This window comes from Aeromicrobium ginsengisoli, assembly GCF_004134905.2.
Lineage (GTDB): Bacteria > Actinomycetota > Actinomycetes > Propionibacteriales > Nocardioidaceae > Aeromicrobium > Aeromicrobium ginsengisoli.
Genome location: NZ_SDPQ02000003.1, coordinates 258,388 through 281,149, shown reverse-complemented (window position 1 = coordinate 281,149; position 22,762 = coordinate 258,388). Strand labels below are relative to the sequence as shown.

Below are 22,762 nucleotides of genomic sequence, written 5' to 3'. Positions count from 1 at the left end.
TCGCGGCATGAGTCAACGCGTGGTGGTCATCGGGGGAGACGCGGCCGGCATGACCGTCGCGTCGGCGCTGCGCCGCACGCTGCCCCAGGACCACGAGGTCGTCGTCCTGGAGCGTGGGAGCTGGACGTCGTACTCGGCGTGCGGCATCCCCTACTGGATCTCCGGTGAGGTCGGATCGCCCGAGGCGCTCGTCGCGCGCAGCGTGCAGGCGCACCTCGACAACGGGATCGACGTACGGATGGGTGCCGAGGCGACCGCGATCGACCCGGTGGCTCGCACGGTGTCGATCCGCGACGCGGACGACCTGGCGTACGACCGGCTCGTCATCGCCACAGGTGCTGAGCCCGTACGTCCTGACCTCCCCGGCATCGACGGGTCGGGCATCTACGGCGTCCAGACCCTCGACGACGGGCAGGCGCTGATCGACGGTTTGGCGAAGCGGCCGGACAAGGTCGTGGTCGTCGGCTCCGGCTACGTCGGCCTCGAGATCGCTGAGGCCTGCGTGGCTCGCGGGTTCGACACGACCGTCGTCGACCGGTCGCCCACGCCGTTGTCGATCATCGAGCCGCAGCTCGGCGAGCAGGTCGCCGCCGCCATGCGCAAGCACGGCATCCGGCTGCTCGCCGACACGGCGGTCACCGGGTTCGGGCTCGACGACGACGGCCACGTCGGCGCGGTGGACACCGAGGACGAGTCGATCGAGGCGGACCTCGTGGTCCTCGGGCTCGGCGTCACGGCCCGGTCGACGCTGGCGGCGGCCGCCGGCCTGCCGCTCGGCGCCAAGGGCGGGATCGTCGTCGACGAGCACCAGAGGGTGACCGGCTTCGACGACATCTGGGCGGCGGGTGACTGCGTCGTCACCCAGGACCGGTTGACCGGCGACCTGATCCACGTGCCGCTCGGCACGCACGCCAACAAGCAGGGGCTGGTCGCCGCCGACAGCATCCTCGCCGACGTGACGGGCCAGCAGCCCCGGATCGACTTCCCTGGCGTCGTGCGTACGGCGATCACGAAGTTCTGCGCGCTCGAGGTGTCCCGTACGGGGCTGGGAGCACGGCAGGCACGCGACGCCGGGTTCGATCCCGTGACCGTGAGCATCGAGACGACGAACTTCGCCGGCTACATGCCCGACCCCGAGACGATGACGGTCGTGATGATCGCCGACCGCTCGACGCGTCGCCTGCTCGGCGCGCAGATCGTCGGCGGCGAGGACTCGGCCCTGCGGATCGACGTCGCTGCGACGGCGCTCGCCGTGGGGATGTCGGTCGACGACATCGTGATGCTCGACCTGGCGTACGCCCCGCCGTTCTCCTCGGTGTGGAGCCCGATCCAGGTCGCCGCCCGGGCCGCCGTCAAGGCTCTCGGCTGACGTTGGGGTGACTCGCCAGTAGTAGGACGGACTGGGATACTGGTCTCCGCACCCCTCGCCAGCCATCCAGGAGATTCGCATGCCCGTCGCCACACCCGAGGTCTACGCCGAGATGCTCGACAAGGCCAAGCGCGAGTCCTTCGCGTTCCCGGCCATCAACGTCTCGTCCTCGCAGACGCTCAACGCGGCACTCGCAGGCTTCGCCGAGGCGGAGAGCGACGGCATCGTCCAGGTGTCGACCGGCGGCGCGGAGTACTGGTCCGGCCCGACCGTCAAGAACATGGTCACCGGTTCGCTGGCGTTCGCCGCGTACGCCGCAGAGGTCGCCAAGAACTACCCCGTCAACGTCGCCCTGCACACGGACCACTGCCCCAAGGACAAGCTCGACGGCTTCGTGCGCCCGCTCGTCGCGGCGTCCGAGGAGCGGGTCAAGTCCGGCGGCCTGCCCTACTTCCAGTCGCACATGTGGGACGGCTCGGCGGTGCCGCTCGAGGAGAACCTCGAGATCGCCAAGGAGCTGCTGGCCCGCTGCCACGCCGCCGGCATCATCCTCGAGGTCGAGATCGGTGTCGTCGGTGGCGAGGAGGACGGTGTCGTCGGCGCGATCGACGACAAGCTCTACTCCACGCCCGAGGACGCGCTGGCCACGGCCGAGGCGCTGGGCCTCGGCGAGAACGGTCGCTATCTGACCGCGCTGACGTTCGGCAACGTGCACGGCGTCTACAAGCCCGGCGGCGTCAAGCTGCGTCCCGAGGTGCTCGAGACGGCGCAGCAGGTCGTCGGTGAGAAGTACGGCAAGGACCACCCGTTCGACCTCGTGTTCCACGGTGGCTCCGGCTCGCTGCCCGAGGAGATCTCGGCGGCGGTCGACTACGGCGTCGTCAAGATGAACGTCGACACCGACACGCAGTACGCCTTCACGCGCCCCGTCGCCGGGCACATGTTCACCAACTACGACGGCGTCCTCAAGGTCGACGGCGAGGTCGGCAACAAGAAGGCGTACGACCCGCGCGCCTGGGGCAAGGCTGCCGAGGCCGGCATGGCGTCGCGCGTCGCCGAGGCGTGCGCCAACCTCCGCAGCGCCGGCACCAAGCTCTGACGCAGGCTCAGCGGTCGGCGGGCAGCAGCACGCCGGCCGCGAGCTGCGTGCAGTCGCCGGCCTCCTCGCGGAGGATCTTGCGATGCGTCGGTCGGGCCGCTTCGTAGCGCTTGCGGCCGGCCGGGGTGATCTCGGTCCACTGGGCGCGACGGTCGTCGGTGCACGTGTTGCGGCACACCAGCCCGTCGTTCTCCAGCCGGCTCACGAGGCGTGACAACGCGCTCTGGCTGAGATGCACCTGCTCGGCGAGGAACGCCATGCGCACCTTCTCGGCGGCGTTGTGCAGCAGCTGCAGGACCTCGAACTCGCTCGAGGTCAGTTCGTGCTGCGCGCCGAGCTCACGGTCGAGTCGGCAGGTCAGCTGGTTGTAGCGACCCATCAGCTCGTGCCACGACTGGGCGAGCTTCTCATCGGACACCTTGGACACGTGTGAAGCATATCACCGCGTGTGCATAAGATGTTCTTGCATTAGTTGCTTGCGCATTAGATGCACGTGCATGAGACTGGTGGACATGACCTCAGTCCTGACAGGCACCAAGCCTGACTCCACCAACCTCCATGTCACCGAGGGCACCGGGTGGTCGAGCCGCACCTGGGTGCTGCTCGTCGTCCTCGCCGGTGCGCTCTTCCTCGACGGCCTCGACATCTCGATGGTCGGCGTCGCCCTCCCGTCGATCGGCGAGGACCTCCACATGTCGCCGTCGGCGCTGCAGTGGATCGTCTCCGGGTACGTTCTCGGCTACGGCGGATTGCTCCTCCTCGGCGGCCGCTCGGCCGACCTGCTCGGCCGTCGTTCGGTGTTCCTCTTCGCTGTCGGCGCGTTCGGCATCGCCTCGGTCGTCAGCGCCTTCCTCAGCAACGACCTGGCGTTGATCGCCCTGCGCTTCGTCAAGGGCGTCGCCGCCGCGTTCACCGTGCCGGCAGGTCTGTCGATCATCACGACGACATTTGCCGAGGGCCCGGCCCGCAACCGTGCCTTGAGCATCTACACCGTCTGCGGGGCCAGCGGCTTCTCGATGGGTCTCGTTTTCGGCGGACTGCTCACCGAGCTCGGCTGGCGCATGACGTTCCTGCTGCCTGGTCCGGCGGCACTGCTGCTGTTGTTCGCTGGCCTCAAGGTCGTCCCGCGCGCCGAGCGTCAGGCCTCGTCGCTCAAGCACTTCGACCTCGTCGGCGCGTTCACCAGCACGGCATCGCTGCTGATCCTCGTGTACGCCGTGGTCGAGGCGCCGGCCCGTGGCTGGACGAGCGCCGCGACGCTCGGTCTGCTCGCTGCGGCCATCGCGTTGGCCGCGCTGTTCGTCGCCGTTGAGCTGCGGCACGACCACCCGCTCGTACGCCTGGGGATCCTGCGCTCGGCTCGCGTCGTGCACGCCAACCTCGCCGGTGCCGTGATGTTCGGCGCGTACGTGTCGTTCCAGTTCGTCGTGACGCTCTACCTGCAGAACGCGCTCGGCTGGTCGCCACTGGCCATGGCCCTCGGCTTCCTGCCGGCCGGCATCCTGGTCGTCGCGAGCGTCGTCAAGATGGGCTCGGTGCTGCAGCGCTTCGACACGCGTCTGGTGATCGCCGCCGGGCTGACGTCGTTCGCCCTCGGGTACGCGCTGTTCCTCCGGGTGTCGCCCGGCATGGCGTACGTCAACTTCCTGCTCCCGACGATGCTGCTGCTGGGGCTCGGCTTCGCGCTGTGCTTCCCGTCGATCAACTCGCAGGCCACGGCCGGCGTCGCCGATCACGAGCAGGGGCTGGCCTCGGGGTTGGTCAACACCAGCCTGCAGATCGGTGGTGCCGTGATGCTCGCGGTGATCTCGGCCGTGATCGGCGCCGGTGACGGCGTCGCCAAGCCCGACGCGCTGCTGCCGGGCATGACAACCGCGATCCAGGTCATCGTCGGGCTGACCGTGGTCGGTGTGATCAGCACCCTCGCCGTGGTCGGTTTCCGCCGCCCGGCGCCGCAGCTCGCGCCGGTCGCGGTCAGCCGCGAGCTCGAGGACTGCGTGGCCTGTTGAGCCGAGGCCGTAGGGTGCGGGCATGACCAACTTGTTCGGTGAACCGCCCGCAACCCTGCTGCCCGAAGACCCGGGCGCAGCGTCCCTGGCCGAGGGTGACGACCCCAAGAATGTGGCCGCCACCCACCCGGACTCGGCGCTCGCCTGGGTCACGCTCGCGGAGCTGGCCCTGGCCGACGGACTCGACCTCGAGGGCTACGCGTTCGCGCGTACGGGTTACCACCGCTCGCTCGACCTGCTGCGTCGCAACGGCTGGAAGGGCCACGGCCCGCTGCCGTGGAACCACGAGCCCAACCGCGCGTTCCTCCGCTCGCTCGTGGCTCTCGCGGACGCGTCCGAGCGGTTCGGCGACGACGGCGAGGCGCACCGCTGCCGCGAGTTCCTGCACGAGTCGAGCCCCGAGGCGTACGCGGAGCTCGTCAGCCCGAAGGGCTGAGCGACGGCACGAGTTGCCCCAAGACGGACTAAGGCACGTACATCGTCAGCGCGGCGGGCTCGAGGCGCCAGGAGTGCTCAGCACGCGGGCCGCTGAGCTCGCCGTCGCTGGTGCAGGCCAGCGCGTCGCCGCGCACCGAGACCGTGGTCCCGCGGAGATAGACGACGTCATCGCGCCGATGGTGGTCGCCGCGGCGGACGTGCCAGGCGTACGCGATGCGGCGCCTCGGTGACTCGGTGTAGGACACCGCGATGTCGAGCTCGCCGTCTGAGGGATCAGCCTCGGGCAGCAGTGCCGTGCCGCCGCCGACGTAGCCACCGTTGCCGACGGCCACCTGGATCACCGGTTCCTTGCGCGGCAGGGTCTCGCCGTCGACCGTGATCTGCAGGTGGGCGCCAGGCTGGGTCAGCCCGCGTACGCCGGTGAGCACCGCGCCGACGACGTAGCCGACGGGTCCGAGGGCCTTCTTCCACGGCCGAGCCGCCTTGGCCGCCTCGGCGCCGATGCCGATGTGCGCGGCGTTGACCACGACCTCGTCCCGGTCGTCGATGATCAGGTCGATGCCGCGGGTGCGCCCGGCGGCGATGACCTGGGCGGCCTCGACCGGGTCGTCCGGCAGGCCGAGCGTCGCGGCGAAGTCGTTGCCGGTGCCCAGCGGCACGAGACCGATGACGACGTCGGTGAGGCGGCCGGCCGATCGCAGGGCGTCGACGACGGCGTGCAGGCTGCCGTCGCCGCCGAGCACCACCACCCCGTCGACGGCCGGGTGATCGGCGAAAGCTTTGGCGAGATCCTCGGGCGACGACGTGGTCACCAGGTCGACGTCGAGCCCGTGCAGCGCATCGATGACATCCGTGATCGTCTGCGCGTCGGCGGTGCCGGCATCGGCGTTGGCGATCGCGAGGAGTGAGGTCATGAGACCGCAAGCCTAGGGTGCGGTGGCCTCCGGGGCATGCTCAGTCGCTGGCTCGCCCAGGCGTACGGCGATGACGCCGAGCAGGATCAACAGGCCGCCGGCGAACTGGATCGCCCGGGGCGCCTCGTCCAGCAGCAGCCAGGCGAACAGCACGCTGGCGACGGCCTCGGTGAGCCCGACGAACGACGCCAGCCGTGAGCCGAGCCGCCGGGTCGCGGCGATGCCCAGCACGTACGCGAGGCCGGCCGTGACGATGCCGAGCGTCGCCACCGGGAGCCACCACGGCCACTCCGAGCCCGCGAGCGTGACGTCCGCCCGCGAGGTGGCGAGCGGCACGATGCCGACGAGCCCAGCCAGCAGGAGCGCCACTCCGCCGAACAGCAAGCCTCCGGCAGCGAGCACGATGCCCGGCAGTCCGTTGTCCTCGTCGGCGGAGATGACCCAGTAGAACGCCGCGCCGGCCATCGCGCCGAGCGCCCAGAGCATGCCGATCGGGTCGATGTCGGCGCCGGAGACCAGGTCGAGCACCAGCATGAGCCCGCCGATCGCGAGCACGGCCCCGGTGATCGTCAGGCGGCTCGGCCGCTGCCCGTGGCGGAACCACATCCAGCCGATCACCGCGACCGGGGCGGTGAACTCGATGAGGATCGCGACGCCGACCTGCATGTGGTCGACCGCGTTGAAGTAGGCCAGCTGGCAGCCCGCGACGGCGATCAGGCCGTACGCGACGATCAGCCCGGCGTTGCGGCGTACGAGGGACCAGCGGCCACGCAGCACGATGACGGCCGGGACGACCAGCACGCCGCCGGCGATGAGGATGCGGACCGTGACGGCCGAGCCGGCGGTCCAGCCCGAGTCGATCATGGCCTTGGCCAACGGACCGGACAGCGCGAAGAAGGCTGCAGCCAGGACGGCGAGGCCGATCCCGGACGTACGACGGGAGAGCGGCGTCCGGGCGGTGTCATCAGCCAAAGCGGTCATGACACATGACACTACGATCAACGATGTAAGGTGTTAACATGGTCTTTGCCTATGACACGGAGGCGGCGCTCGTCGCTGCGGTGGCCCTCGTCAACTCGGCCGAGCCGCCCGTCACGATGACCACGACCGAGGAGCTGGCCGCGTTCTTCGCGCAGCACAACTACACCGGCAAGCTCGACGGCGGCCAGGCCGAGCTCGACGCCGTGCACGGGATCCTCCCTCGACTCCGAGAGCTGCTCACGAGTACGCGCGATGAGACCGTGGACCAGGTCAACGAGATCCTCGCCGAGGCGAAGGCGCTGCCGCGCCTCGTACGCCATGGCGACACCGACTGGCACCTGCATCTTGTCGAGGACGACCGGCCGCTGCACGTGCGCATCCTGGTCGAGACCGCGATGGCGATGGTCGATGTGATCCGCGCGGACGAGCTGTCACGTCTCGACATCTGCGCCGACGGCGACTGCGAAGCGCTCGTGCTCGACCTCTCACGCAACAGGTCGCGCCGGTTCTGCAGCACGACGTGCGGCAACCGCGCGGCCGTCGCGGCCTACCGCGCCCGCCAGGCCAACTGAGCCGCGCCCGCACCGCTGATTTCGGCTAGACTGCCTCGGTAAGAGCCCCGCGAGAACGGGGCTTGTCGCATGTGTGAGGGGTGCATTCCCATGCCCGCAGTCGTGATCGTCGGTGCCCAGTGGGGCGACGAAGGCAAAGGCAAGGCCACGGACATCCTCGGCAGTCGCGTCGACTATGTCGTGAAGTTCAACGGTGGCAACAACGCCGGCCACACGGTCGTGATCGGTGACCAGAAGTACGCCCTGCACCTGCTGCCCAGTGGCATCCTCAGCCCCGGCTGCGTCCCGGTCATCGGCAACGGCGTCGTGGTCGACCTCAAGGTGCTGTTCGAGGAGATCGACGGGCTCAACGAGCGCGGCATCGACACCTCGAAGCTCGTCATCAGCTCCAACGCCCACGTCATCGCGGACTACAACCGCACGATGGACAAGGTCGCCGAGCGCTTCCTCGGCAGCCGCAAGATCGGCACGACGGGTCGCGGCATCGGCCCGACGTATGCCGACAAGATGAACCGCCTCGGCATCCGCGTCCAGGACCTGTTCGACGAGAAGATCCTGCGCCAGAAGGTCGAGGGTGCCCTCGAGCTCAAGAACCAGATCCTCACCAAGATCTACAACCGTCGCGCCGTCGAGGTCGACGAGATCGTCGAGGAGCTGCTGACGTACGTCGACCGGCTCCGCCCGATGATGGCCGACACCCCGCTGCTGCTGCACGAGGCGCTCGCCGCCGACAAGACCGTGCTGCTCGAGGCCGGCCAGGCCACGCTGCTCGACGTCGATCACGGCACTTATCCGTTCGTGACCTCGTCCTCGGCGACGACTGGCGGCGCCTGCACGGGCTCGGGCATCGCGCCGACCGAGATCACCCGCGTGATCGGCATCGTCAAGGCGTACGCCACGCGCGTCGGCGAGGGTCCGTTCCCCACCGAGCTGTTCGACGACGACGGCGAGCAGCTGCGCAAGAACGGTGCCGAGTTCGGCACGACCACCGGCCGGCCGCGCCGGTGTGGCTGGTACGACGCACCGATCGCGCGCTACGCCGCCCGCATCAACGGTGTCACCGACTTCGTGCTCACCAAGCTCGACGTGCTGACCGGCTGGGACCGCATCCCGGTGTGCGTCGCGTACGACGTCGACGGTGAGCGGGTCGACGAGATGCCGATGACGCAGACCGGGTTCCACCACGCCAAGCCGGTCTACGAGTACTTCGAGGGCTGGCACGAGGACATCTCCGGTGCGCGGACGTTCGAGGACCTGCCGCAGGCCGCCCAGGCGTACGTGCTGGAGCTCGAGAAGATCTCCGGCGCCCGGATCTCGACGATCGGTGTCGGCCCGGATCGCGAGCAGACCATCGTCCGGCACGACCTGCTCTGAGCAGCCCGAACAGTGAGGCATCACCCGTGAAGACGCTTGTCATCGGCACCGGCGGCCGCGAGCACGCCCTGGCCCTCGCGCTGTCCCGCGACCCGCAGGTCACCGAGGTGCACGCCGCCCCGGGCAACCCCGGCATCGCCGCCGTCGCGACCCTGCACGACGTCGACCCGATGAGTGGCGCGGAGGTCGCTGCGCTCGCGACCGAGCTCGGCGCTGACCTCGTCGTGATCGGCCCCGAGGCGCCCCTGGTAGCTGGTGTCGCCGACGCCGTACGCGGGGTGGGCATCGCCTGCTTCGGTCCGTCGAAGGCCGCGGCACAGCTCGAGGGCTCCAAGGCGTTCGCCAAGCAGGTCATGGCCGCCGCCGAGGTGCCGACGGCGCTGGCGCACGTGTGCGAGACCGCCGAGCAGGTCGAGGCGGCGCTCGACTCGTTCGGTCCGCCGTACGTCGTCAAGGACGACGCGCTCGCAGCCGGCAAGGGCGTCGTGGTGACGACCGACCGACAGGCCGCGATCGACCACGCCGCCGCGTGCGACCGGGTCGTCATCGAGGAGTTTCTCGACGGCCCCGAGGTGTCGCTGTTCGCCATCACCGATGGCGAGACCGTGCTGCCGTTGCAGCCGGCGCAGGACTTCAAGCGGGCACTGGACGGCGACGAGGGACCCAACACCGGCGGCATGGGCGCCTACACGCCGCTGCCGTGGGCGCCCGACGACCTGGTCGCGGAGGTGTCGCGGCGGGTCCTCGTGCCGACGGTGCAGGAGATGGCCCGTCGTGGCACCCCGTTCCAAGGCCTGCTCTACGCCGGCCTCGCGCTGACCAGCCGCGGCGTGCGGGTCATCGAGTTCAACGCCCGGTTCGGCGATCCCGAGACCCAGTCGATCCTCGCGCTGCTCCGCACTCCACTGTCGGCGCTGCTGCACGGCGCGGCGACCGGTGGTCTCGCCGAGGTCGGCCTGCCGCAATGGTCGAGCGACTCGTCCGTGACGGTCGTCGTAGCCTCCGAGGGCTACCCCGAGTCGCCCAACACGGGCGACCCGATCGAAGGGCTCGACCGCGTCGCCGAGCTCGACGGCGTCGACGTCATCCACGCGGGCACGGCGCTTCGCGACGGCACGATCGTGACGGCGGGCGGGCGCGTCCTGTCCGTCACCGCTGTCGGCGCCGATCTCGCCGAGGCCCGCCGCAAGGCGTACGAGGGCGTCGATCTCATCAGCATCCGCGGCGCCCACCACCGGACCGACATCGCCCTCGCGGCGGAGCAAGGGACAATAGAGCTGTGAGCACACCGAACGTCCTGGCCAGCCGCTACGCCTCGCCCGAGGTGGCGCGCATCTGGTCGCCGGAGCACAAGATCGTGCTCGAACGCCGGCTCTGGATCGCGGTGCTCAAGGCCCAGAAGGACCTCGGGGTCGAGACGCCCGACGGCGTCATCGAGTCGTACGAGTCGGTCATCGACCGCGTTGACCTCGCCTCGATCGCCGCGCGCGAGAAGGTCACCCGTCACGACGTCAAGGCTCGCATCGAGGAGTTCGCGGCGCTGGCGGGCACCGAGCACATCCACAAGGGCATGACGTCGCGCGACCTGACCGAGAACGTCGAGCAGCTGCAGATCAAGGCGTCGCTCGAGCTGATGCGCGACCGTACGGTCGCCACGCTCGGCCGCCTCGGCCGGCTCGCGACCGAGCACGCCGAGCTGGTGATGGCCGGTCGCAGTCACAACGTCGCAGCCCAGGCCACGACGCTCGGCAAGCGGTTCGCCACGGTCGCAGACGAGCTCCTGGTCGCGATCGACCGGCTCGACGACCTCATCGCCCGCTACCCGCTGCGCGGGATCAAGGGGCCGGTCGGCACGAGCCAGGACCAGCTCGACCTGCTCGGCGGCGACGAGGCCAAGCTCGCCGAGCTCGAGGTGCGCGTCGCCCGCCACCTCGGCTTCGACAAGGTGCTGACGAGCGTCGGCCAGGTCTACCCGCGCTCGCTCGACTACGACGTCGTCACGGCACTCGTCCAGCTCGTCGCTGCCCCCTCCAACCTCGCCACCACGATCCGCCTGATGGCCGGCAACGAGACGGTCACCGAGGGCTTCCGCCCCGGCCAGGTCGGCTCGAGCGCGATGCCGCACAAGATGAACACCCGCTCGTGCGAGCGGGTCAACGGCCTGGCGGTCGTCCTGCGCGGCTACGCCTCGATGGTCGGCGAGCTCGCCGGCGACCAGTGGAACGAGGGCGACGTGTCGTGCTCGGTCGTCCGCCGGGTCGCGCTGCCCGACGCGTTCTATGCCGCTGACGGACTGTTCGAGACGTTCCTGACGGTGCTCGACGAGTTCGGCGTCTTCCCGGCCGTCATCCAGCGCGAGCTCGACCGCTACCTCCCGTTCCTCTCCACGACCAAGGTGCTCATGGCGTCGGTCCGCAGCGGCCACGGTCGCGAGACGGCGTACGACGCGGTCAAGCAGCACGCCGTCGCGGTCGCCCTCGAGATGCGCGAGAAGGGTGCCGCCGAGAACGACCTGTTCGCCCGCCTCGCCGCTGACGAGCGGCTCGGGCTGTCCGAGGCCGACCTCGCCAGCCTCGTCGCCTCGCCGATCGATTTCACGGGTGCCGCGGTGAGCCAGGTGCAGGCGGTCGTCAGCCGCATCGAGCAGATTCTGGCCGCAAACCCCGAAGCCGCGGCCTACACTCCAGGTTCGATCCTGTAGTTCTCGCGGAGGGGCGCCATGTCCGACTTCCTGGGTGCCGTCCTGACGCCGTTCGACTACGTCGTCTCCGCCCCATTGCTGGCCTGGCACGAGATCTTCGGTGCGCTCGATCCCGGCTGGGCCTGGGCCCTGGCCATCGTTGGCACGGCCGTCACGGTCCGCGTGCTGCTCATGCCGTTGTACGTCTCACAGCTCCGCATGCGTCGGGAGCTGCGGAAGCTCGAGCCGCAGATCAAGGCGTTGGAGCAGACGTACGGGCACGACCGAGAGCTGCTCGCGCAGGAGCAGATGAAGCTCGTCAAGGCAGTGGGGTTCAGGCCGGTGCTCTCGCTGCTGCCGTTGGCCTTGCTGGGCCTGGTCCTGGTCGTGCTGGCCCGGATGATCGACGCGGTGGACAAGCATGCGGCGGCGGGTGAGTCCTTCCGGCGAGGCTTCCTGACCGACGGCGACGCGTCGTCCCTGTCGCGGGCCAAGGTCGCCGGAGGGAGGATCGCGGACTCATTGATCGGCAGCGCGGAAGACGGGACGACGGTCGTGGCCGCGGTGCTGATCGCCGTCATGTGCGTCACCCACGTCATCGCCCAGCGGCAGGAGGCTGTCCAGCTGCCGACACCTGTGACGCCGACGGGTCTGGTCGAGCAGAAACGGCAGGTCACGCTCTGGGTGCTGCTCGTCGGCATGGCCGCGGTCAGCCTCGTGCTGTCGGTCGGCGTCCTGATCTTCTGGGCGACGTCGAAGCTGTGGACCGTGGGGCAACAGCGGCTCCTGCGCGACGACCCCGGCCCGACGCCGTAGCCGGTCGTCTGCCCATCATGCGACGGGTCGGCGCGACCCCGTCAGTGCGCCACTAGTCTGACCTTGTGCCACTCGACATCCCCGGAGCCCGCCACCTGCACTCAGGCAAGGTGCGTGACCTCTACGAGGTGCAGGACGGCCATCTGCTGATGGTCGCGTCCGACCGCATCTCGGCCTACGACTTCCTGCTGACCCCGGGCATCCCCGACAAGGGCGAGATCCTCACCCGGATGTCGCTGTGGTGGTTCGACCAGCTCAGCGACATCGTGCCCAACCACGTCGTGTCGACCGTGGTGCCTGAGCGCGTACGTGGCCGCGCCCTGATCGTCGAGAAGCTCGAGATGTTCCCCGTCGAGTGCGTGGCCCGCGGCTACCTCACCGGCTCCGGCCTCAGCGACTACAACGCGACCGGCCAGACGTGCGGCGTGCCGCTGCCGCCCGGGCTCGTCGACGCCTCGCGGCTGCCCGAGCCGATCTTCACGCCGGCGACCAAGGCCGAGCTCGGCGAGCACGACGAGAACGTGTCGTTCGAGCAGATCACCGAGACGATCGGCAGCGAGAGCGCCGAGGCACTGCGCGAGCTGACGCTTGCCGTCTACGCCCGGGCCGAGCAGATCGCTCGCGAGCGCGGCATCATCCTGGCCGACACCAAGCTCGAGTTCGGCGCGCGCCCCGACGGCACGGTCGTCCTCGCCGACGAGGTGCTGACCCCCGACTCCTCCCGCTTCTGGCCCGCCGACTCGTGGCAGCCGGGCCGGCCGCAGCCGTCGTACGACAAGCAGTTCGTCCGCGACTGGATGACGTCGCCGGAGAGCGGCTGGGACCGCGCGAGCAACCGGCAGCCCCCCGCACTGCCGGCCGAGATCGTCGAGAAGACCCGTGAGCGCTACGTCCAGGCCTACGAGCAGCTGACCGGCGAGACGTTCTGACTCAGCCGATCAGGTACCACGTGGCCGCGGCCGACGCCGCGAACACCAGGATGGCCAGGGTGATGGCGAGACCCGGCGACACTTCGCGACGTACGCGTCGCACGTGACGCACCTTGGTGCCGCCGGCGATCTGCTCGAGCGCATCCGCGAACGCAGCGGCCGACTCGGGCCGGTCGTCCGGTCGGGTCGCGAGCGACGATGCCAGCAGGTGATCGAGGTTGCGCGGCACCTTGCCCGAGCTGGCGAGTGGGGTCGGCCGGCTGTCGTTGGACCGGTGCAGCAGGGTGCCGGGATCGGACACGTCGTAGGGCGGCCGACCCGACAGCAGCTCGTACGTGACGGCGCCCAGCGAGTAGACGTCCGACCGCGGGCCCACCGGTGCGCCGCGGGCCTGCTCGGGCGCCATGTAGGCCGGCGTGCCGGTGGTCACCGTGACGCCGCTGGCCTCCGCGAGGCGCTTGGCGCTGCCGAGATCAGCGACCAGCACCCGGCCGTCCTCGGCTATGAGGAGGTTGCTCGGCTTGACGTCGCGGTGCAGCATCCCCTCGTCGTGCAGCACTTGGACGGCGCGCGCACACTCGATCGCGAGCCGCAGGGCGTCCTCGGTCGAACCGGGCGGCTCCACCCGGTCGGCGACGGTGCCACCCGACACGTAGTCCATGACGAAGAACGGTCGGTCCTCGTGCGTCCCGATGTCGTGCACGCGGACGACGCGCGGGTCGTGGATCTGCCGGAGCAGGCGAGCCTCGGCGAGGAACCGTTCGCGGACGTCGGCATGGTGGGCCCAGTTCTCGGCGAGCACCTTGACCGCGACGGGAGTCTCGAGCTCGACGTCGAATCCCCGCCAGACCGTGGCGAACGCGCCGAAACCCTCAACCTCGTCGAGGCGGTAGCGACCGATCTGTTTCATCACGCACAGTATGCGCGACAACCCGTTCAGTATCGTCTGGGGGCATGGACGTCGACGAGGAGCTGATCGCCCGGGCACGTGCCGGTGACGCGTCAGCGATGGAGGAGCTCCTCGCTGCGATCCGCCCTCGCGTCGTGAGTCGCTGCGCCCGCTTGCTGCCGCACACTCTCGACGCCGAAGAGGCCGCCCAAGACGCATTGCTGTCGATCGCCACGCACCTGCGCGACTACGCCGGCACGGGCTCGTTCATGGGCTGGGTCACGGTCATCGCGTCGAACTCGGCGCGCCAGACCTATCGCACGCTGAAGGGCCGGTTCGCCGAGCGCTCGGTCGACGAGCTCCCGGTCAGCCCCGACCCGCGCACCACGAGCGTCATCGCCGGCAGCCGGATCGACCTGCTCGACGCGATCGAGGCGCTCGAGCAGGCGCACCCGGCCACGGCCGAAGCGTTCGTCCTGCGCGATGTCGGCGGGCTGCCGTACGACGAGATCGCCGTGCTCACCCAGACGCCGCTCGGCACGGTCAAGGCCCGCATCCACACCGCGCGCGGTTTTGTGCGGGAGAGGCTGGGAGTCCATGAAGGCAACTTCTGACGGCTCCCCGGCATCTCTGTCTCCGAGGTGTGTCCCGTCCGGGACACCAGCAGCGCGGAGGCACGCATGAAGCAACAGATCGCAGCCGGCATCCTGGCGATCAGCATGGTCGGGGGCGTGGGCACGGGTGTCGTGGCGCACCAGCTCAAGCCGGACCCCAAGGCGGATCCGCGGACCACGCCGTCGGCGACCGCGACGACCAAGAAGACCGACAAGCCGAAATCGACCAAGACGGCGAACCCGCCGCCGGGCACGGGTGGCCGCACCAAGACGTCGGAGCCGCCGAAGCTGCCGCTCGCCCCTGTCGGCGCATTGAGGATCATCCCCGGTGCCGTCGGGCCGGTGCGCGTCGGGATGAGCAAGCAGGACGCCTACGCGACGGGCTACTTCGACGCGGACGTGTCGGTCCCTGCCTGCAACCGCACGGACGACCTGGCGTGGAAGGCCGGCTACAGCGACCAGCTCGACGTACACACCAACGACGACGGCTCGGTGTCGGCGATCGGCATTCGCGGCGCCGGCCCGCGTACGCGCTCAGGGCTCGGTGTCGGCAGCACCTACGAGAGTGTCCAAGGGGTTCTCGGTCAGGTCGCGCCCGAGGCGGCAGGGTTCGACCAGACCGGCCTGTTCGTCAGCGAGGGTGCCGGCTGGATCGGGTTCTTGTTCAACGCGACGCCCGATGCCGTGGCGCCGACCGACACCGTGACGTTCGTCGAGGTCACGAGCGGCGAGCGGCCCGGCCTGACGCGCAGCGGCTGCTGAGAGCCGCCGGGTCAGACCGGGCCGGGTCAGCTCACTTCGTCGGCAGCGCCATGTTGATGCCGGTGATGGTCGATCCGTCCTTCACGGCGATCGCCGTGCCGTGCGCGAAGTCGACCGCGTTCTTGTACCAGGTCGTGCGGTAGGGCTGGCCGGAGTAGGTCCGGGCCACGACCTTGATCCTGCCGACCCAGTCGACGCTGTTCACGGCCCACGTGCCGTCCGCCTTGGTGGTCGAGTCGTTGATCTGGCGATTCGTGTCGGTGTAGACCGCGACCTGGATGCCGCTCAAGGGCGCGCCGCTGGTGTCGGTCACCTTGCCACTGACCTTGCTGTTGGGGTGATCGAGCACCTGGGGGTTGATCGTCGTCGTGCGGCCGGCGATCACGGTGACCTTGGTCGAGCGTGAGCAGCTCCCGTGGAACGGTGCGCGGAGGTTGTCGTAGCACTGGTAGGCGAAGGCGCTGTCCAGGAACGTCAGGGTGTACGTCCCCGGCGGGAGCTCGCCGATGCGGAACGTGCCCTTGGACGAGACATGGGCGCCCTCGGCGGCGTCCTCGGACTCGGCGGAGACGAACGCCTTGGTGGCTCGTTGGGCCGGAGCAGTCCCGATCTTGGTGGAGACCTTGCCCTGGATGAAGCCGGCGAGCCGCATCGTCGCGTTGCGTGTCGTCGTGGTGCCGGTCAGGTCGAACGTCGAGTCCACGAAGACGTGACCGCCGGACTCGTCGGTGCCCTCGACCCGGTACGAGTCGCCCGTCGTGCCCTCGACGCCGTTGAAGCGATAGCGGCCGGCGTCGTTCGTCCTCGTCGTGTCGACCAGGGTGCCTTCGTCGGGGCCGTCCCGGAAGAGCCGGACCGTGATGCCGGTGAGCGGGTAGCCGCTCGGGTCGAAGATCGTGCCGGTGACGACGGCGCCGGCGGGAGCGGCCGATGCCGTCGCGATCGCGGCCGTGGTGCCGCCGGCGACGAGGACCACCATGGCGCAGATGGCGGCCACGGTGGTCCTGGTCAGTCGTGCGAGTCGTGCGGTCATGCTTCCCCCTCGGGTTCGGTGATGTCGTGAGGGGAGATGCCCGGTCGGCCCAAAAGGTTGTCTCGTTCTGTGACGGGTCTGATCACCGTGTCGGCAGGGCTCGGTCCTCGATCGTCGTCGTACGGCCAGCCGTGACCGTGACCAGGGTCGGCGGGAGGTCGGCGAGCTTGGGGTTGCTGGCGTGGAACGTCACGGCGTACTCCCCGGCCGGGAGTCCGCCGATGCGGAACCTGCCCCTGGCCGACACGTTCACCGCCTGGACGGCGTGCTCGCCGGTCGCGGTCACGCACACCTCCGTGCCGGACTGCACACGCGCACTGTCGTCCTGGGCCCTGACGATGCCCTGGATGTGGCCGGCAACCTGGATCGTCCGGTGATGCGTCGTCATCGGGCCGGAGGTGATCGTGACGATCGATTGCGAGAAGACGTGGGCGCCCGAGGGATCGGTGGTCTCGACCCGGTAGTCGTCGCCCACCGTGGCGTGCATCCGGGTGAATCGGTATCCGCCGACGTCGTCCGTGGTCGTGGTGTCCACGCGGACGCCTTCGTCGCGGCCGTTGGCGAACAGGGCGACCGTGATCCCGGCGAGCGGAAAGCCCTCGGGGTCGGAGATCGTGCCCGTGACGGCAACGGTGGATGATGCGAGTGTCATGGTCAGTCCTACGGGAGCGGTCATGCTTTTCCCCTCAGCTCGATGTGGTGTCGAGGGTTAGATGCCAGGAGCGGCCGGAAGGTTGTCCCCGGCGTCCAGATACTGCGGGTATGGTGAGAGCCCCGTCACACCTGGAGGAGACCCGTGGCCAATCTTGCCGCCTTGTTGGAGCAGTCGACCGAGAAGTACGCCGACCGTACGGCGATCGTGTTCGGTGACACCCGGTTGACGTATGCGCAGGTCAACGGTGCTGCGAACCAGGTGGCGAACCTGCTGGTGTCGCGCGGCATCGAGCCTGGCGACAAGGTCGCGCTGTCGTGCCCCAACCTGCCGTACTTCACGATCATCTACTTCGGGATCCTCAAGGCCGGCGCGACGGTCGTACCGCTCAACGTGTTGCTCAAGGGCCGCGAGGTGGCCTATCACCTGGCCGATTCGGACGCCAAGGCGTACTTCGCGTTCGAGGGCACGCCGGACCTGCCGATCGGCGACGCGGCGTGGGAGGGCTTTCAGGCGACGGAGTCGTGCACGGAGTTCTTCCTGATCAAGCTGGACTCCCAGCAGCCTGAGCCGATGGAGCCGCCGGAGTTCTACGGCCCCCTCGTGGCGCAGCAGCCGCCGACGTTCGACACGGTCGCGCGCGATGACGACGACACCGCGGTGATCCTCTACACGTCGGGCACGACGGGTCAGCCCAAGGGTGCGGAGCTGCGGCACCGCAACATGCGCGACAACGCGCTGGCCGGCGCGGACCTGTTCGGCGCGGACGCGGCGCGCCCCGACACCTACCTGTGCGTGCTGCCGTTGTTCCACTCGTTCGGGCAGACCGTGATCCAGAACGGCTCGATGGCGTACGGCGGCACGGTCGTGATGCTGCCGCGGTTCGAGGCGCAGTCTGCGTTGAAGCTCATGCTGGCCAACGGCGTGACGTTCTTTGCCGGCGTCCCGACGATGTACTGGGGCCTGCTCGGCGCCCTCGACGAGACGGTCGACGTGGAGACGTTGGCGGCCAACCTGCGGGTCGCCGCGGCCGGCGGCTCGGCGTTGCCGGTCGACATCCACCGCCAGTTCAAGGAGCGGTTCGGGGTCACGATCCTGGAGGGCTACGGGTTGTCGGAGACCTCGCCGGTGGCGTCGTTCTCGCGGTTCGGGGAGGAGCCGCGGGTCGGCTCGATCGGCGTACCGATCCCAGGTGTGGAGATGAAGCTGATCAACGACGACTGGTCGGACGTACCGGACAGCCCGGACGCGGTCGGCGAGATCGCGATCAAGGGCCACAACGTCATGAAGGGCTACTACGGCCGGCCCGAGGCGACGGCCGAGGCGATCCGCGACGGCTGGTTCAGGTCCGGCGACCTGGCCAAGAAGGACGAGGACGGCTTCTACTACATCGTCGACCGGTCCAAGGACATGATCATCCGTGGCGGCTTCAACGTCTATCCGCGTGAGCTCGAGGAAGTGCTCATGGAGCACCCGGCGGTGTCGCTGGTCGCCGTGATCGGGGTGCCGCACGAGTCGCACGGTGAGGAGATCAAGGCTGTCGTGGTCAAGAACAAGGACCATGACGACGTGTCCGAGGCTGACCTGGTGGCCTGGGGCAAGGAGCAGTTCGCGGCCTACAAGTACCCGCGCGTCGTGCAGTTCCTCGACGAGCTGCCGATGACCAGCACCGGCAAGATCCTCAAGCGCGAGCTGTCGTAGGGCGCAGCCCGGGACAGCGACGCTGAGGAGAGACTTACGGCTGGCCTGCGAGGCTGAGCTTGTGGGTTGTCGCGCTTGTCCGAGGCTTGCGGGTCGGCCGTAAGTCTCCCGTCAGCGCGATTAGAATGAAGCCACACCCCCGAAATAGGAGCGTCCGTGGCCCGCGTCATCGTCGATGTCATGCCCAAACCCGAGATCCTCGACCCGCAGGGCAAGGCCGTCCACGGCGCACTGCCGCGCCTCGGCTATCACGCCGTGACGGACGTACGTCAGGGCAAGCGGTTCGAGCTCGAGGTCGAGGTCGCCGACGAGGCCACCCTCGCCGAGGTCCACGCTCTGGCCGGCACGCTGTTGTCCAACCCAGTCATCGAGGACTACTCGGTCAGGGTCGATCAGTGAGCGAGCGGCAGCGAGTGAACCGACAAGGACAATTCATGCGGGATCTCCTGCGTGCCGCACTTTCCGCAGGGGAGCCCGCATGAAGGTTGGCGTCGTCACGTTCCCGGGGTCGCTCGACGATGTCGACGCCCAGCGCGCCGTACGCATCGCCGGTGGTGAGCCCGTCGCGCTGTGGCACGGCGACCACGACCTCAAGGGTGTCGACGCGGTCATCCTGCCCGGCGGCTTCTCCTACGGCGACTACCTGCGCGCCGGCGCGATCGCCCGGTTCGCACCCGTCATGACCGAGGTCATCGCGGCGGCCCAGGGTGGCATGCCGGTGCTCGGCATCTGCAACGGCTTCCAGATCCTGTGCGAGTCGCACCTGCTGCCCGGCGCCCTGATCCGCAACGACCACCGCACGTTCATCTGCCGCGACCAGACCCTCAAGGTCGAGAGCTCCTCGACCGCGTGGACGTCGGACCTCTCGGTCGGCGACGAGATCGTCATCCCGCTCAAGAACGGCGAGGGTGGCTTCGTCGCTGACGAGGACACGCTCGACCGGCTCGAGGGTGAGGGTCAGGTCGTGTTCCGCTACGTCGACTTCAACCCCAACGGATCGCTGCGCGACATCGCCGGCATCACCAACGAGTGCGGCAACGTCGTCGGGCTCATGCCGCACCCCGAGCACGCGGTCGAGGACCTCACCGGCCCCGGCACCGACGGTCTCGCGCTCTTCACCTCGGCCCTGGCCACCCTCACCTCCGCCTGAAGCCAAGCACCCGCTGAGACTGACGTTTCTGCTGCGACACGCCGCATGACCACGACAGAAACGTCATGCTCAGCGGGTTCCCGAACTACTCCGCGGCTTGGGAAGGGTGCACCCGGCGCAGCATGAAGCTCGTCGGAGCCACCGCGGCGACCGTGGCGATGACGAGACACGTCGCGCCGATCGCGCCGAGGCCGAGCCACGGCACGTCGACCGGCATGCTCTCCAGACCGCTGCCGAGCGACCGGCCGACCAGCACCGCGACCGTCGCGCTGATGATCGCGCCCATCGTCAGCGACGTGGCGGTCACGAGGGCGGACTCCCAGAGGACGACCTTGCGGACCTGTCGCTCCGTCGCGCCGATCAGCCGCGTCGCGACGAACTCGCGGTGCCGCTGCAGGCTGCCCATCAGCAACGTGTTGGCGATCGCCAAGGCCGCGTAGAACCCCGACGGGCCGAGCAGCACCCACAGCGCGAACGTGTTGTTCCTGCGCAGGTCGGCATCGGTCGCGGCGAGCCACGCATCGGCGGACTCGGCGTGTCCCGAGGTCCCACGCAGCTCGGCGTTGATCGTCGACACCGGGTCGGCGACACCGGACTGGGGGACGACGAACCAACGGTCGGGCTTCGCCTTCACCAGACCCGGTGGCAGCAGCAGGTCGCCGTACAGCGACGGCGCCGACTCGACGATGGCCACGACCTTGAGGTCGATCGGCTTGCCGCTGCCGAACGCGACCCGCATCGTGCTGCCGAGGTGATAACCGCTGTCGAAGGCGTACGACGTCGACATCGCGATGGTGCGGCCGTGGAGCTCACTGAGTGATCCCTTGTGGGCGGTCAGTCCGCGGGCGGCGACCGCATCGGGGACGTTGATCGTCTGCGCATCCTCGAGCTCCCGCTCGCCCTCGCGGTCGATCAGCGTGATGCTGGTCGCCGCTCCGGCGTCGGCAACCTTGACGGCGGGCGAGCTCGCGAGCGCCTCGCCCGTACGTTCATCGCCCTGCACGACGACCGGTGCCTTGAGGTACTCCTGGTTGATCGCGTGGTCCCAGTCCGCGGCGATGCCGAGGGTCAGGAGCAGCGATCCGCCGATCGCCGAGATCGCGAGGGTCGGTGCCGCTAGCGATGCGGTGCGCTTCGCCGAGGCAGCGACGTTGTCGCGCGCCAGCCGGATCGTCACGTCGCCCCGGCGTACCAGCGGCCAGGCGATGAGCCGCGCGAGCGCCGGGAACAGCCACGGGCCGAAGCACACGGCGGAGATCACGAGCATCTCCGGCGCGAAGATGCCGAGGACGAGGGACAGCTCGCCGGTGACGGCGCCCATCGTGACGAGCATCGTGAGCGATCCGGCGAGGCAGACGAGCCCGACGACGAATCGCCAGAAACCCATCCGCCGACGCTCGACGGCGGCCTCCCGCATCGCATCGACGGGCGGGATCCTCGACGCCCGGCGCGCGGCGGAGCGGACACCGACGAGGGCGACGACGGCGCCGATCGGAAACGCGATGGCAAGCGTGGGCCAGAAGGTCGGCGGGTCCAGCTTCATCGGCGTCAGGCCGCGCTCGTGCGCGAGCCAGAGCGTCATCGGGGTGATCAGATGGGCGAACGCGCAGCCCGCGAGCGAGGCGGCGGCCGCGACGATCAGCGACTCCCCGAGGATCATCCGGCGGACCTGACGCGGGGTCGAGCCGATCAGGCGCAGCAGTCCGAGCTCACGGCGACGCGACGAGACGACGAACGAGAACGTGCTCGCGACCACGAAGATCGCGATGAACCCGGAGAAGCCGGACATCACCCCGAACATCGAGGCCAGGTCATCGAGCTGCAGGCGGGTCTTGGCGTCACCGGGCTCGAGCCGCGACGTGGCCTCGGCGACGGCGGTGATCATCTCCACCGTCAGTCCGATCAGCGTGACGCCGAGGAACAACGCGACGAACGATCCGACGTACGGCGCGACGTTGCGCCGGACGGTGTGCCGGCTGAGGTCGAGGAGCATCATCGTTCGAGCTCGCTCATCATCGCGGCGATCTGGGACGCGGTGCCGTGCTGAAGCTGCCCGACGAGCCGGCCGTCCTCGAGGAAGATCACCGCGTGGGCGTACGACGCCGCGACCGGATCGTGCGTGACCATCGCGATCGTGTGGCCCTGCTCGTCGACGGACCGTCGCAGCAGCTCGAGCACCTGGTGGCTGCTCGTACGGTCGAGGGCACCGGTCGGCTCGTCGGCGAACACGACCTGCGGCCGCGCGATGAGCGCGCGGGCGATCGAGACCCGCTGCTGCTGGCCGCCGGAGAGCTCGGCGGGCCGGCGTCCCTGGTGCCCTTCGAGGCCGACCTCTGCGAGCGCCGTGAGGATGTCGCGGCGACCGGGTCGTACGCCTGCGAGCCTCAGCGGCAGCGCGACGTTGTCGAACACCGTGAGGGCCGGCAGCAGGTTGTAGGACTGGAAGACGAAGCCCATCGTCGAGCGGCGCATCGTGGTCAGCTCGACCTCGTTGAGCTTCGCCAGGTCCGTGCCGGCGACCAGGACCGTGCCCTTCGTCGGGCGGTCGAGGCCGGCCGCGCACTGCAGCAGCGTCGACTTGCCGGACCCCGAAGGCCCCATGACGGCGGTGAACGTCGACGCAGCGAAGGTGTGGGTGATGCCGCGCAGCGCGTCGACCTTGCCGGCCTTGGACGCGTACGTCTTGGTGACGCCGTCCAGGACCACGGCGTCGGTACGGGTGGTGGTTCGACCGGGATCGGAAGCGGTGAGAGTTGTCATGACTCCATGACATCGTCGGC

23 protein-coding genes are annotated in these 22,762 nt (G+C 69.4%); 15 read left to right on the top strand and 8 right to left on the bottom strand.

Going from position 1 to position 22,762, the window contains the following annotated elements:
- The first annotated feature begins 7 nt into the window (after nucleotides 1-7).
- A complete protein-coding gene (locus ESP70_RS14485; protein WP_149690030.1) occupies nucleotides 8-1,369 on the top strand; it encodes an FAD-dependent oxidoreductase in 1,362 nt (453 codons plus the stop codon).
- A gap of 64 nt (nucleotides 1,370-1,433) precedes the next feature.
- Nucleotides 1,434-2,468 carry a class II fructose-bisphosphate aldolase gene (gene fbaA / locus ESP70_RS14480; protein WP_281287348.1) on the top strand — a complete coding sequence of 345 codons (1,035 nt, stop codon included), beginning with the start codon at nucleotides 1,434-1,436 and terminating at the stop codon, nucleotides 2,466-2,468.
- 7 nt (nucleotides 2,469-2,475) lie between these two features.
- Here fbaA and ESP70_RS14475 read toward each other — a convergent pair whose 3' ends face one another.
- Nucleotides 2,476-2,895 (bottom strand): MarR family winged helix-turn-helix transcriptional regulator, encoded by a 420-nt coding sequence (locus ESP70_RS14475; protein ID WP_223148744.1) that lies wholly within the window; start codon nucleotides 2,893-2,895, stop codon nucleotides 2,476-2,478.
- An 85-nt stretch (nucleotides 2,896-2,980) separates the two neighbouring features.
- On the opposite strand from ESP70_RS14475, the gene ESP70_RS14470 reads away from it, so the two are divergent.
- Both ESP70_RS14470 and ESP70_RS14465 read left to right on the top strand, forming a co-directional pair.
- A complete protein-coding gene (locus tag ESP70_RS14470; protein WP_223148743.1) occupies nucleotides 2,981-4,477 on the top strand; it encodes an MFS transporter in 1,497 nt (498 codons plus the stop codon).
- Between the two features lie 22 nt (nucleotides 4,478-4,499).
- A complete protein-coding gene (locus ESP70_RS14465) occupies nucleotides 4,500-4,913 on the top strand; it encodes a DUF3151 domain-containing protein (RefSeq protein WP_149690027.1) in 414 nt (137 codons plus the stop codon).
- 28 nt (nucleotides 4,914-4,941) lie between these two features.
- On the opposite strand, the gene ESP70_RS14460 is transcribed toward ESP70_RS14465, so the two are convergent.
- Nucleotides 4,942-5,829: a diacylglycerol/lipid kinase family protein gene (locus tag ESP70_RS14460; RefSeq protein WP_149690026.1), complete on the bottom strand. Its 888-nt coding sequence runs from the start codon at nucleotides 5,827-5,829 to the stop codon at nucleotides 4,942-4,944.
- Between the two features lie 12 nt (nucleotides 5,830-5,841).
- Nucleotides 5,842-6,810 carry an EamA family transporter gene (locus tag ESP70_RS14455; protein WP_149690025.1) on the bottom strand — a complete coding sequence of 323 codons (969 nt, stop codon included), beginning with the start codon at nucleotides 6,808-6,810 and terminating at the stop codon, nucleotides 5,842-5,844.
- A 38-nt stretch (nucleotides 6,811-6,848) separates the two neighbouring features.
- Here ESP70_RS14455 and ESP70_RS14450 point away from each other — a divergent pair, with 38 nt between their 5' ends.
- From ESP70_RS14450 to ESP70_RS14425, 6 genes are all read left to right on the top strand, one after another.
- Nucleotides 6,849-7,382, top strand: coding sequence for a CGNR zinc finger domain-containing protein (locus tag ESP70_RS14450; RefSeq protein ID WP_149690024.1), 534 nt, complete (start codon nucleotides 6,849-6,851; stop codon nucleotides 7,380-7,382).
- A gap of 90 nt (nucleotides 7,383-7,472) precedes the next feature.
- Nucleotides 7,473-8,756 (top strand): adenylosuccinate synthase, encoded by a 1,284-nt coding sequence (locus ESP70_RS14445; protein WP_149690023.1) that lies wholly within the window; start codon nucleotides 7,473-7,475, stop codon nucleotides 8,754-8,756.
- 26 nt (nucleotides 8,757-8,782) lie between these two features.
- A complete protein-coding gene (purD, locus tag ESP70_RS14440) occupies nucleotides 8,783-10,039 on the top strand; it encodes a phosphoribosylamine--glycine ligase (protein ID WP_149690022.1) in 1,257 nt (418 codons plus the stop codon).
- A complete protein-coding gene (purB, locus tag ESP70_RS14435) occupies nucleotides 10,036-11,457 on the top strand; it encodes an adenylosuccinate lyase (RefSeq protein WP_149690021.1) in 1,422 nt (473 codons plus the stop codon). The genes purD and purB overlap by 4 nt, the downstream gene beginning before the upstream one ends.
- An 18-nt stretch (nucleotides 11,458-11,475) precedes the next feature.
- Nucleotides 11,476-12,252, top strand: coding sequence for a membrane protein insertase YidC (gene yidC, locus ESP70_RS14430; protein ID WP_149690020.1), 777 nt, complete (start codon nucleotides 11,476-11,478; stop codon nucleotides 12,250-12,252).
- 65 nt (nucleotides 12,253-12,317) lie between these two features.
- The gene (locus ESP70_RS14425; RefSeq protein WP_149690019.1) at nucleotides 12,318-13,181 is read left to right on the top strand and encodes a phosphoribosylaminoimidazolesuccinocarboxamide synthase; all 864 of its coding nucleotides are present in this window, start codon (nucleotides 12,318-12,320) and stop codon (nucleotides 13,179-13,181) included.
- 1 nt (nucleotide 13,182) lies between these two features.
- On the opposite strand, the gene ESP70_RS14420 is transcribed toward ESP70_RS14425, so the two are convergent.
- Nucleotides 13,183-14,091 (bottom strand): serine/threonine-protein kinase, encoded by a 909-nt coding sequence (locus ESP70_RS14420; RefSeq protein ID WP_223148742.1) that lies wholly within the window; start codon nucleotides 14,089-14,091, stop codon nucleotides 13,183-13,185.
- A 44-nt stretch (nucleotides 14,092-14,135) separates the two neighbouring features.
- Here ESP70_RS14420 and ESP70_RS14415 point away from each other — a divergent pair, with 44 nt between their 5' ends.
- Nucleotides 14,136-14,684, top strand: coding sequence for an RNA polymerase sigma factor (locus ESP70_RS14415; RefSeq protein WP_149690018.1), 549 nt, complete (start codon nucleotides 14,136-14,138; stop codon nucleotides 14,682-14,684).
- 66 nt (nucleotides 14,685-14,750) lie between these two features.
- Complete coding sequence (locus ESP70_RS14410) at nucleotides 14,751-15,446, top strand: hypothetical protein (RefSeq protein ID WP_149690017.1); 696 nt, start codon at nucleotides 14,751-14,753, stop codon at nucleotides 15,444-15,446.
- A 31-nt stretch (nucleotides 15,447-15,477) separates the two neighbouring features.
- On the opposite strand, the gene ESP70_RS14405 is transcribed toward ESP70_RS14410, so the two are convergent.
- Together ESP70_RS14405 and ESP70_RS14400 are read right to left on the bottom strand one after the other, a co-directional pair.
- On the bottom strand, nucleotides 15,478-16,479 hold the full coding sequence (locus ESP70_RS14405) for a carboxypeptidase-like regulatory domain-containing protein (RefSeq protein ID WP_149690016.1): 1,002 nt from the start codon (nucleotides 16,477-16,479) through the stop codon (nucleotides 15,478-15,480).
- A gap of 82 nt (nucleotides 16,480-16,561) precedes the next feature.
- A complete protein-coding gene (locus ESP70_RS14400) occupies nucleotides 16,562-17,155 on the bottom strand; it encodes a carboxypeptidase-like regulatory domain-containing protein (protein WP_149690015.1) in 594 nt (197 codons plus the stop codon).
- Nucleotides 17,156-17,275: 120 nt separating this feature from the next.
- Between ESP70_RS14400 and ESP70_RS14395 the strand changes: the two genes are divergently transcribed.
- The 3 genes from ESP70_RS14395 (at nucleotide 17,276) to purQ (ending at nucleotide 19,982) form a co-directional block, all read left to right on the top strand.
- On the top strand, nucleotides 17,276-18,832 hold the full coding sequence (locus ESP70_RS14395) for a long-chain-fatty-acid--CoA ligase (RefSeq protein ID WP_149690014.1): 1,557 nt from the start codon (nucleotides 17,276-17,278) through the stop codon (nucleotides 18,830-18,832).
- Between the two features lie 156 nt (nucleotides 18,833-18,988).
- On the top strand, nucleotides 18,989-19,231 hold the full coding sequence (gene purS / locus ESP70_RS14390; RefSeq protein WP_149690013.1) for a phosphoribosylformylglycinamidine synthase subunit PurS: 243 nt from the start codon (nucleotides 18,989-18,991) through the stop codon (nucleotides 19,229-19,231).
- 79 nt (nucleotides 19,232-19,310) lie between these two features.
- A complete protein-coding gene (gene purQ / locus ESP70_RS14385; RefSeq protein WP_149690012.1) occupies nucleotides 19,311-19,982 on the top strand; it encodes a phosphoribosylformylglycinamidine synthase subunit PurQ in 672 nt (223 codons plus the stop codon).
- An 85-nt stretch (nucleotides 19,983-20,067) separates the two neighbouring features.
- On the opposite strand, the gene ESP70_RS14380 is transcribed toward purQ, so the two are convergent.
- Both ESP70_RS14380 and ESP70_RS14375 read right to left on the bottom strand, forming a co-directional pair.
- Complete coding sequence (locus tag ESP70_RS14380; RefSeq protein ID WP_188110648.1) at nucleotides 20,068-21,978, bottom strand: FtsX-like permease family protein; 1,911 nt, start codon at nucleotides 21,976-21,978, stop codon at nucleotides 20,068-20,070.
- On the bottom strand, nucleotides 21,975-22,742 hold the full coding sequence (locus tag ESP70_RS14375) for an ABC transporter ATP-binding protein (RefSeq protein ID WP_188110647.1): 768 nt from the start codon (nucleotides 22,740-22,742) through the stop codon (nucleotides 21,975-21,977). The genes ESP70_RS14380 and ESP70_RS14375 overlap by 4 nt, the downstream gene beginning before the upstream one ends.
- Nucleotides 22,743-22,762 lie beyond the last annotated feature (20 nt).

What these genes read in the sequence shown, in the direction of transcription:
- yidC (WP_149690020.1), top strand. Translation starts at nt 11,476, where the DNA reads ATGTCCGACTTCCTGGGTGCCGTCCTGACGCCGTTCGACTACGTCGTC.
- ESP70_RS14405 (WP_149690016.1), bottom strand. Translation starts at nt 16,479, where the DNA reads ATGACCGCACGACTCGCACGACTGACCAGGACCACCGTGGCCGCCATC.
- ESP70_RS14400 (WP_149690015.1), bottom strand. Translation starts at nt 17,155, where the DNA reads ATGACCGCTCCCGTAGGACTGACCATGACACTCGCATCATCCACCGTT.
- ESP70_RS14375 (WP_188110647.1), bottom strand. Translation starts at nt 22,742, where the DNA reads ATGACAACTCTCACCGCTTCCGATCCCGGTCGAACCACCACCCGTACC.
- ESP70_RS14415 (WP_149690018.1), top strand. Translation starts at nt 14,136, where the DNA reads ATGGACGTCGACGAGGAGCTGATCGCCCGGGCACGTGCCGGTGACGCG.
- ESP70_RS14460 (WP_149690026.1), bottom strand. Translation starts at nt 5,829, where the DNA reads ATGACCTCACTCCTCGCGATCGCCAACGCCGATGCCGGCACCGCCGAC.
- ESP70_RS14380 (WP_188110648.1), bottom strand. Translation starts at nt 21,978, where the DNA reads ATGATGCTCCTCGACCTCAGCCGGCACACCGTCCGGCGCAACGTCGCG.
- ESP70_RS14455 (WP_149690025.1), bottom strand. Translation starts at nt 6,810, where the DNA reads ATGACCGCTTTGGCTGATGACACCGCCCGGACGCCGCTCTCCCGTCGT.
- ESP70_RS14410 (WP_149690017.1), top strand. Translation starts at nt 14,751, where the DNA reads ATGAAGCAACAGATCGCAGCCGGCATCCTGGCGATCAGCATGGTCGGG.
- ESP70_RS14465 (WP_149690027.1), top strand. Translation starts at nt 4,500, where the DNA reads ATGACCAACTTGTTCGGTGAACCGCCCGCAACCCTGCTGCCCGAAGAC.
- ESP70_RS14420 (WP_223148742.1), bottom strand. Translation starts at nt 14,091, where the DNA reads ATGAAACAGATCGGTCGCTACCGCCTCGACGAGGTTGAGGGTTTCGGC.
- ESP70_RS14470 (WP_223148743.1), top strand. Translation starts at nt 2,981, where the DNA reads ATGACCTCAGTCCTGACAGGCACCAAGCCTGACTCCACCAACCTCCAT.
- ESP70_RS14445 (WP_149690023.1), top strand. Translation starts at nt 7,473, where the DNA reads ATGCCCGCAGTCGTGATCGTCGGTGCCCAGTGGGGCGACGAAGGCAAA.
- ESP70_RS14485 (WP_149690030.1), top strand. Translation starts at nt 8, where the DNA reads ATGAGTCAACGCGTGGTGGTCATCGGGGGAGACGCGGCCGGCATGACC.
- ESP70_RS14450 (WP_149690024.1), top strand. Translation starts at nt 6,849, where the DNA reads ATGGTCTTTGCCTATGACACGGAGGCGGCGCTCGTCGCTGCGGTGGCC.
- purQ (WP_149690012.1), top strand. Translation starts at nt 19,311, where the DNA reads ATGAAGGTTGGCGTCGTCACGTTCCCGGGGTCGCTCGACGATGTCGAC.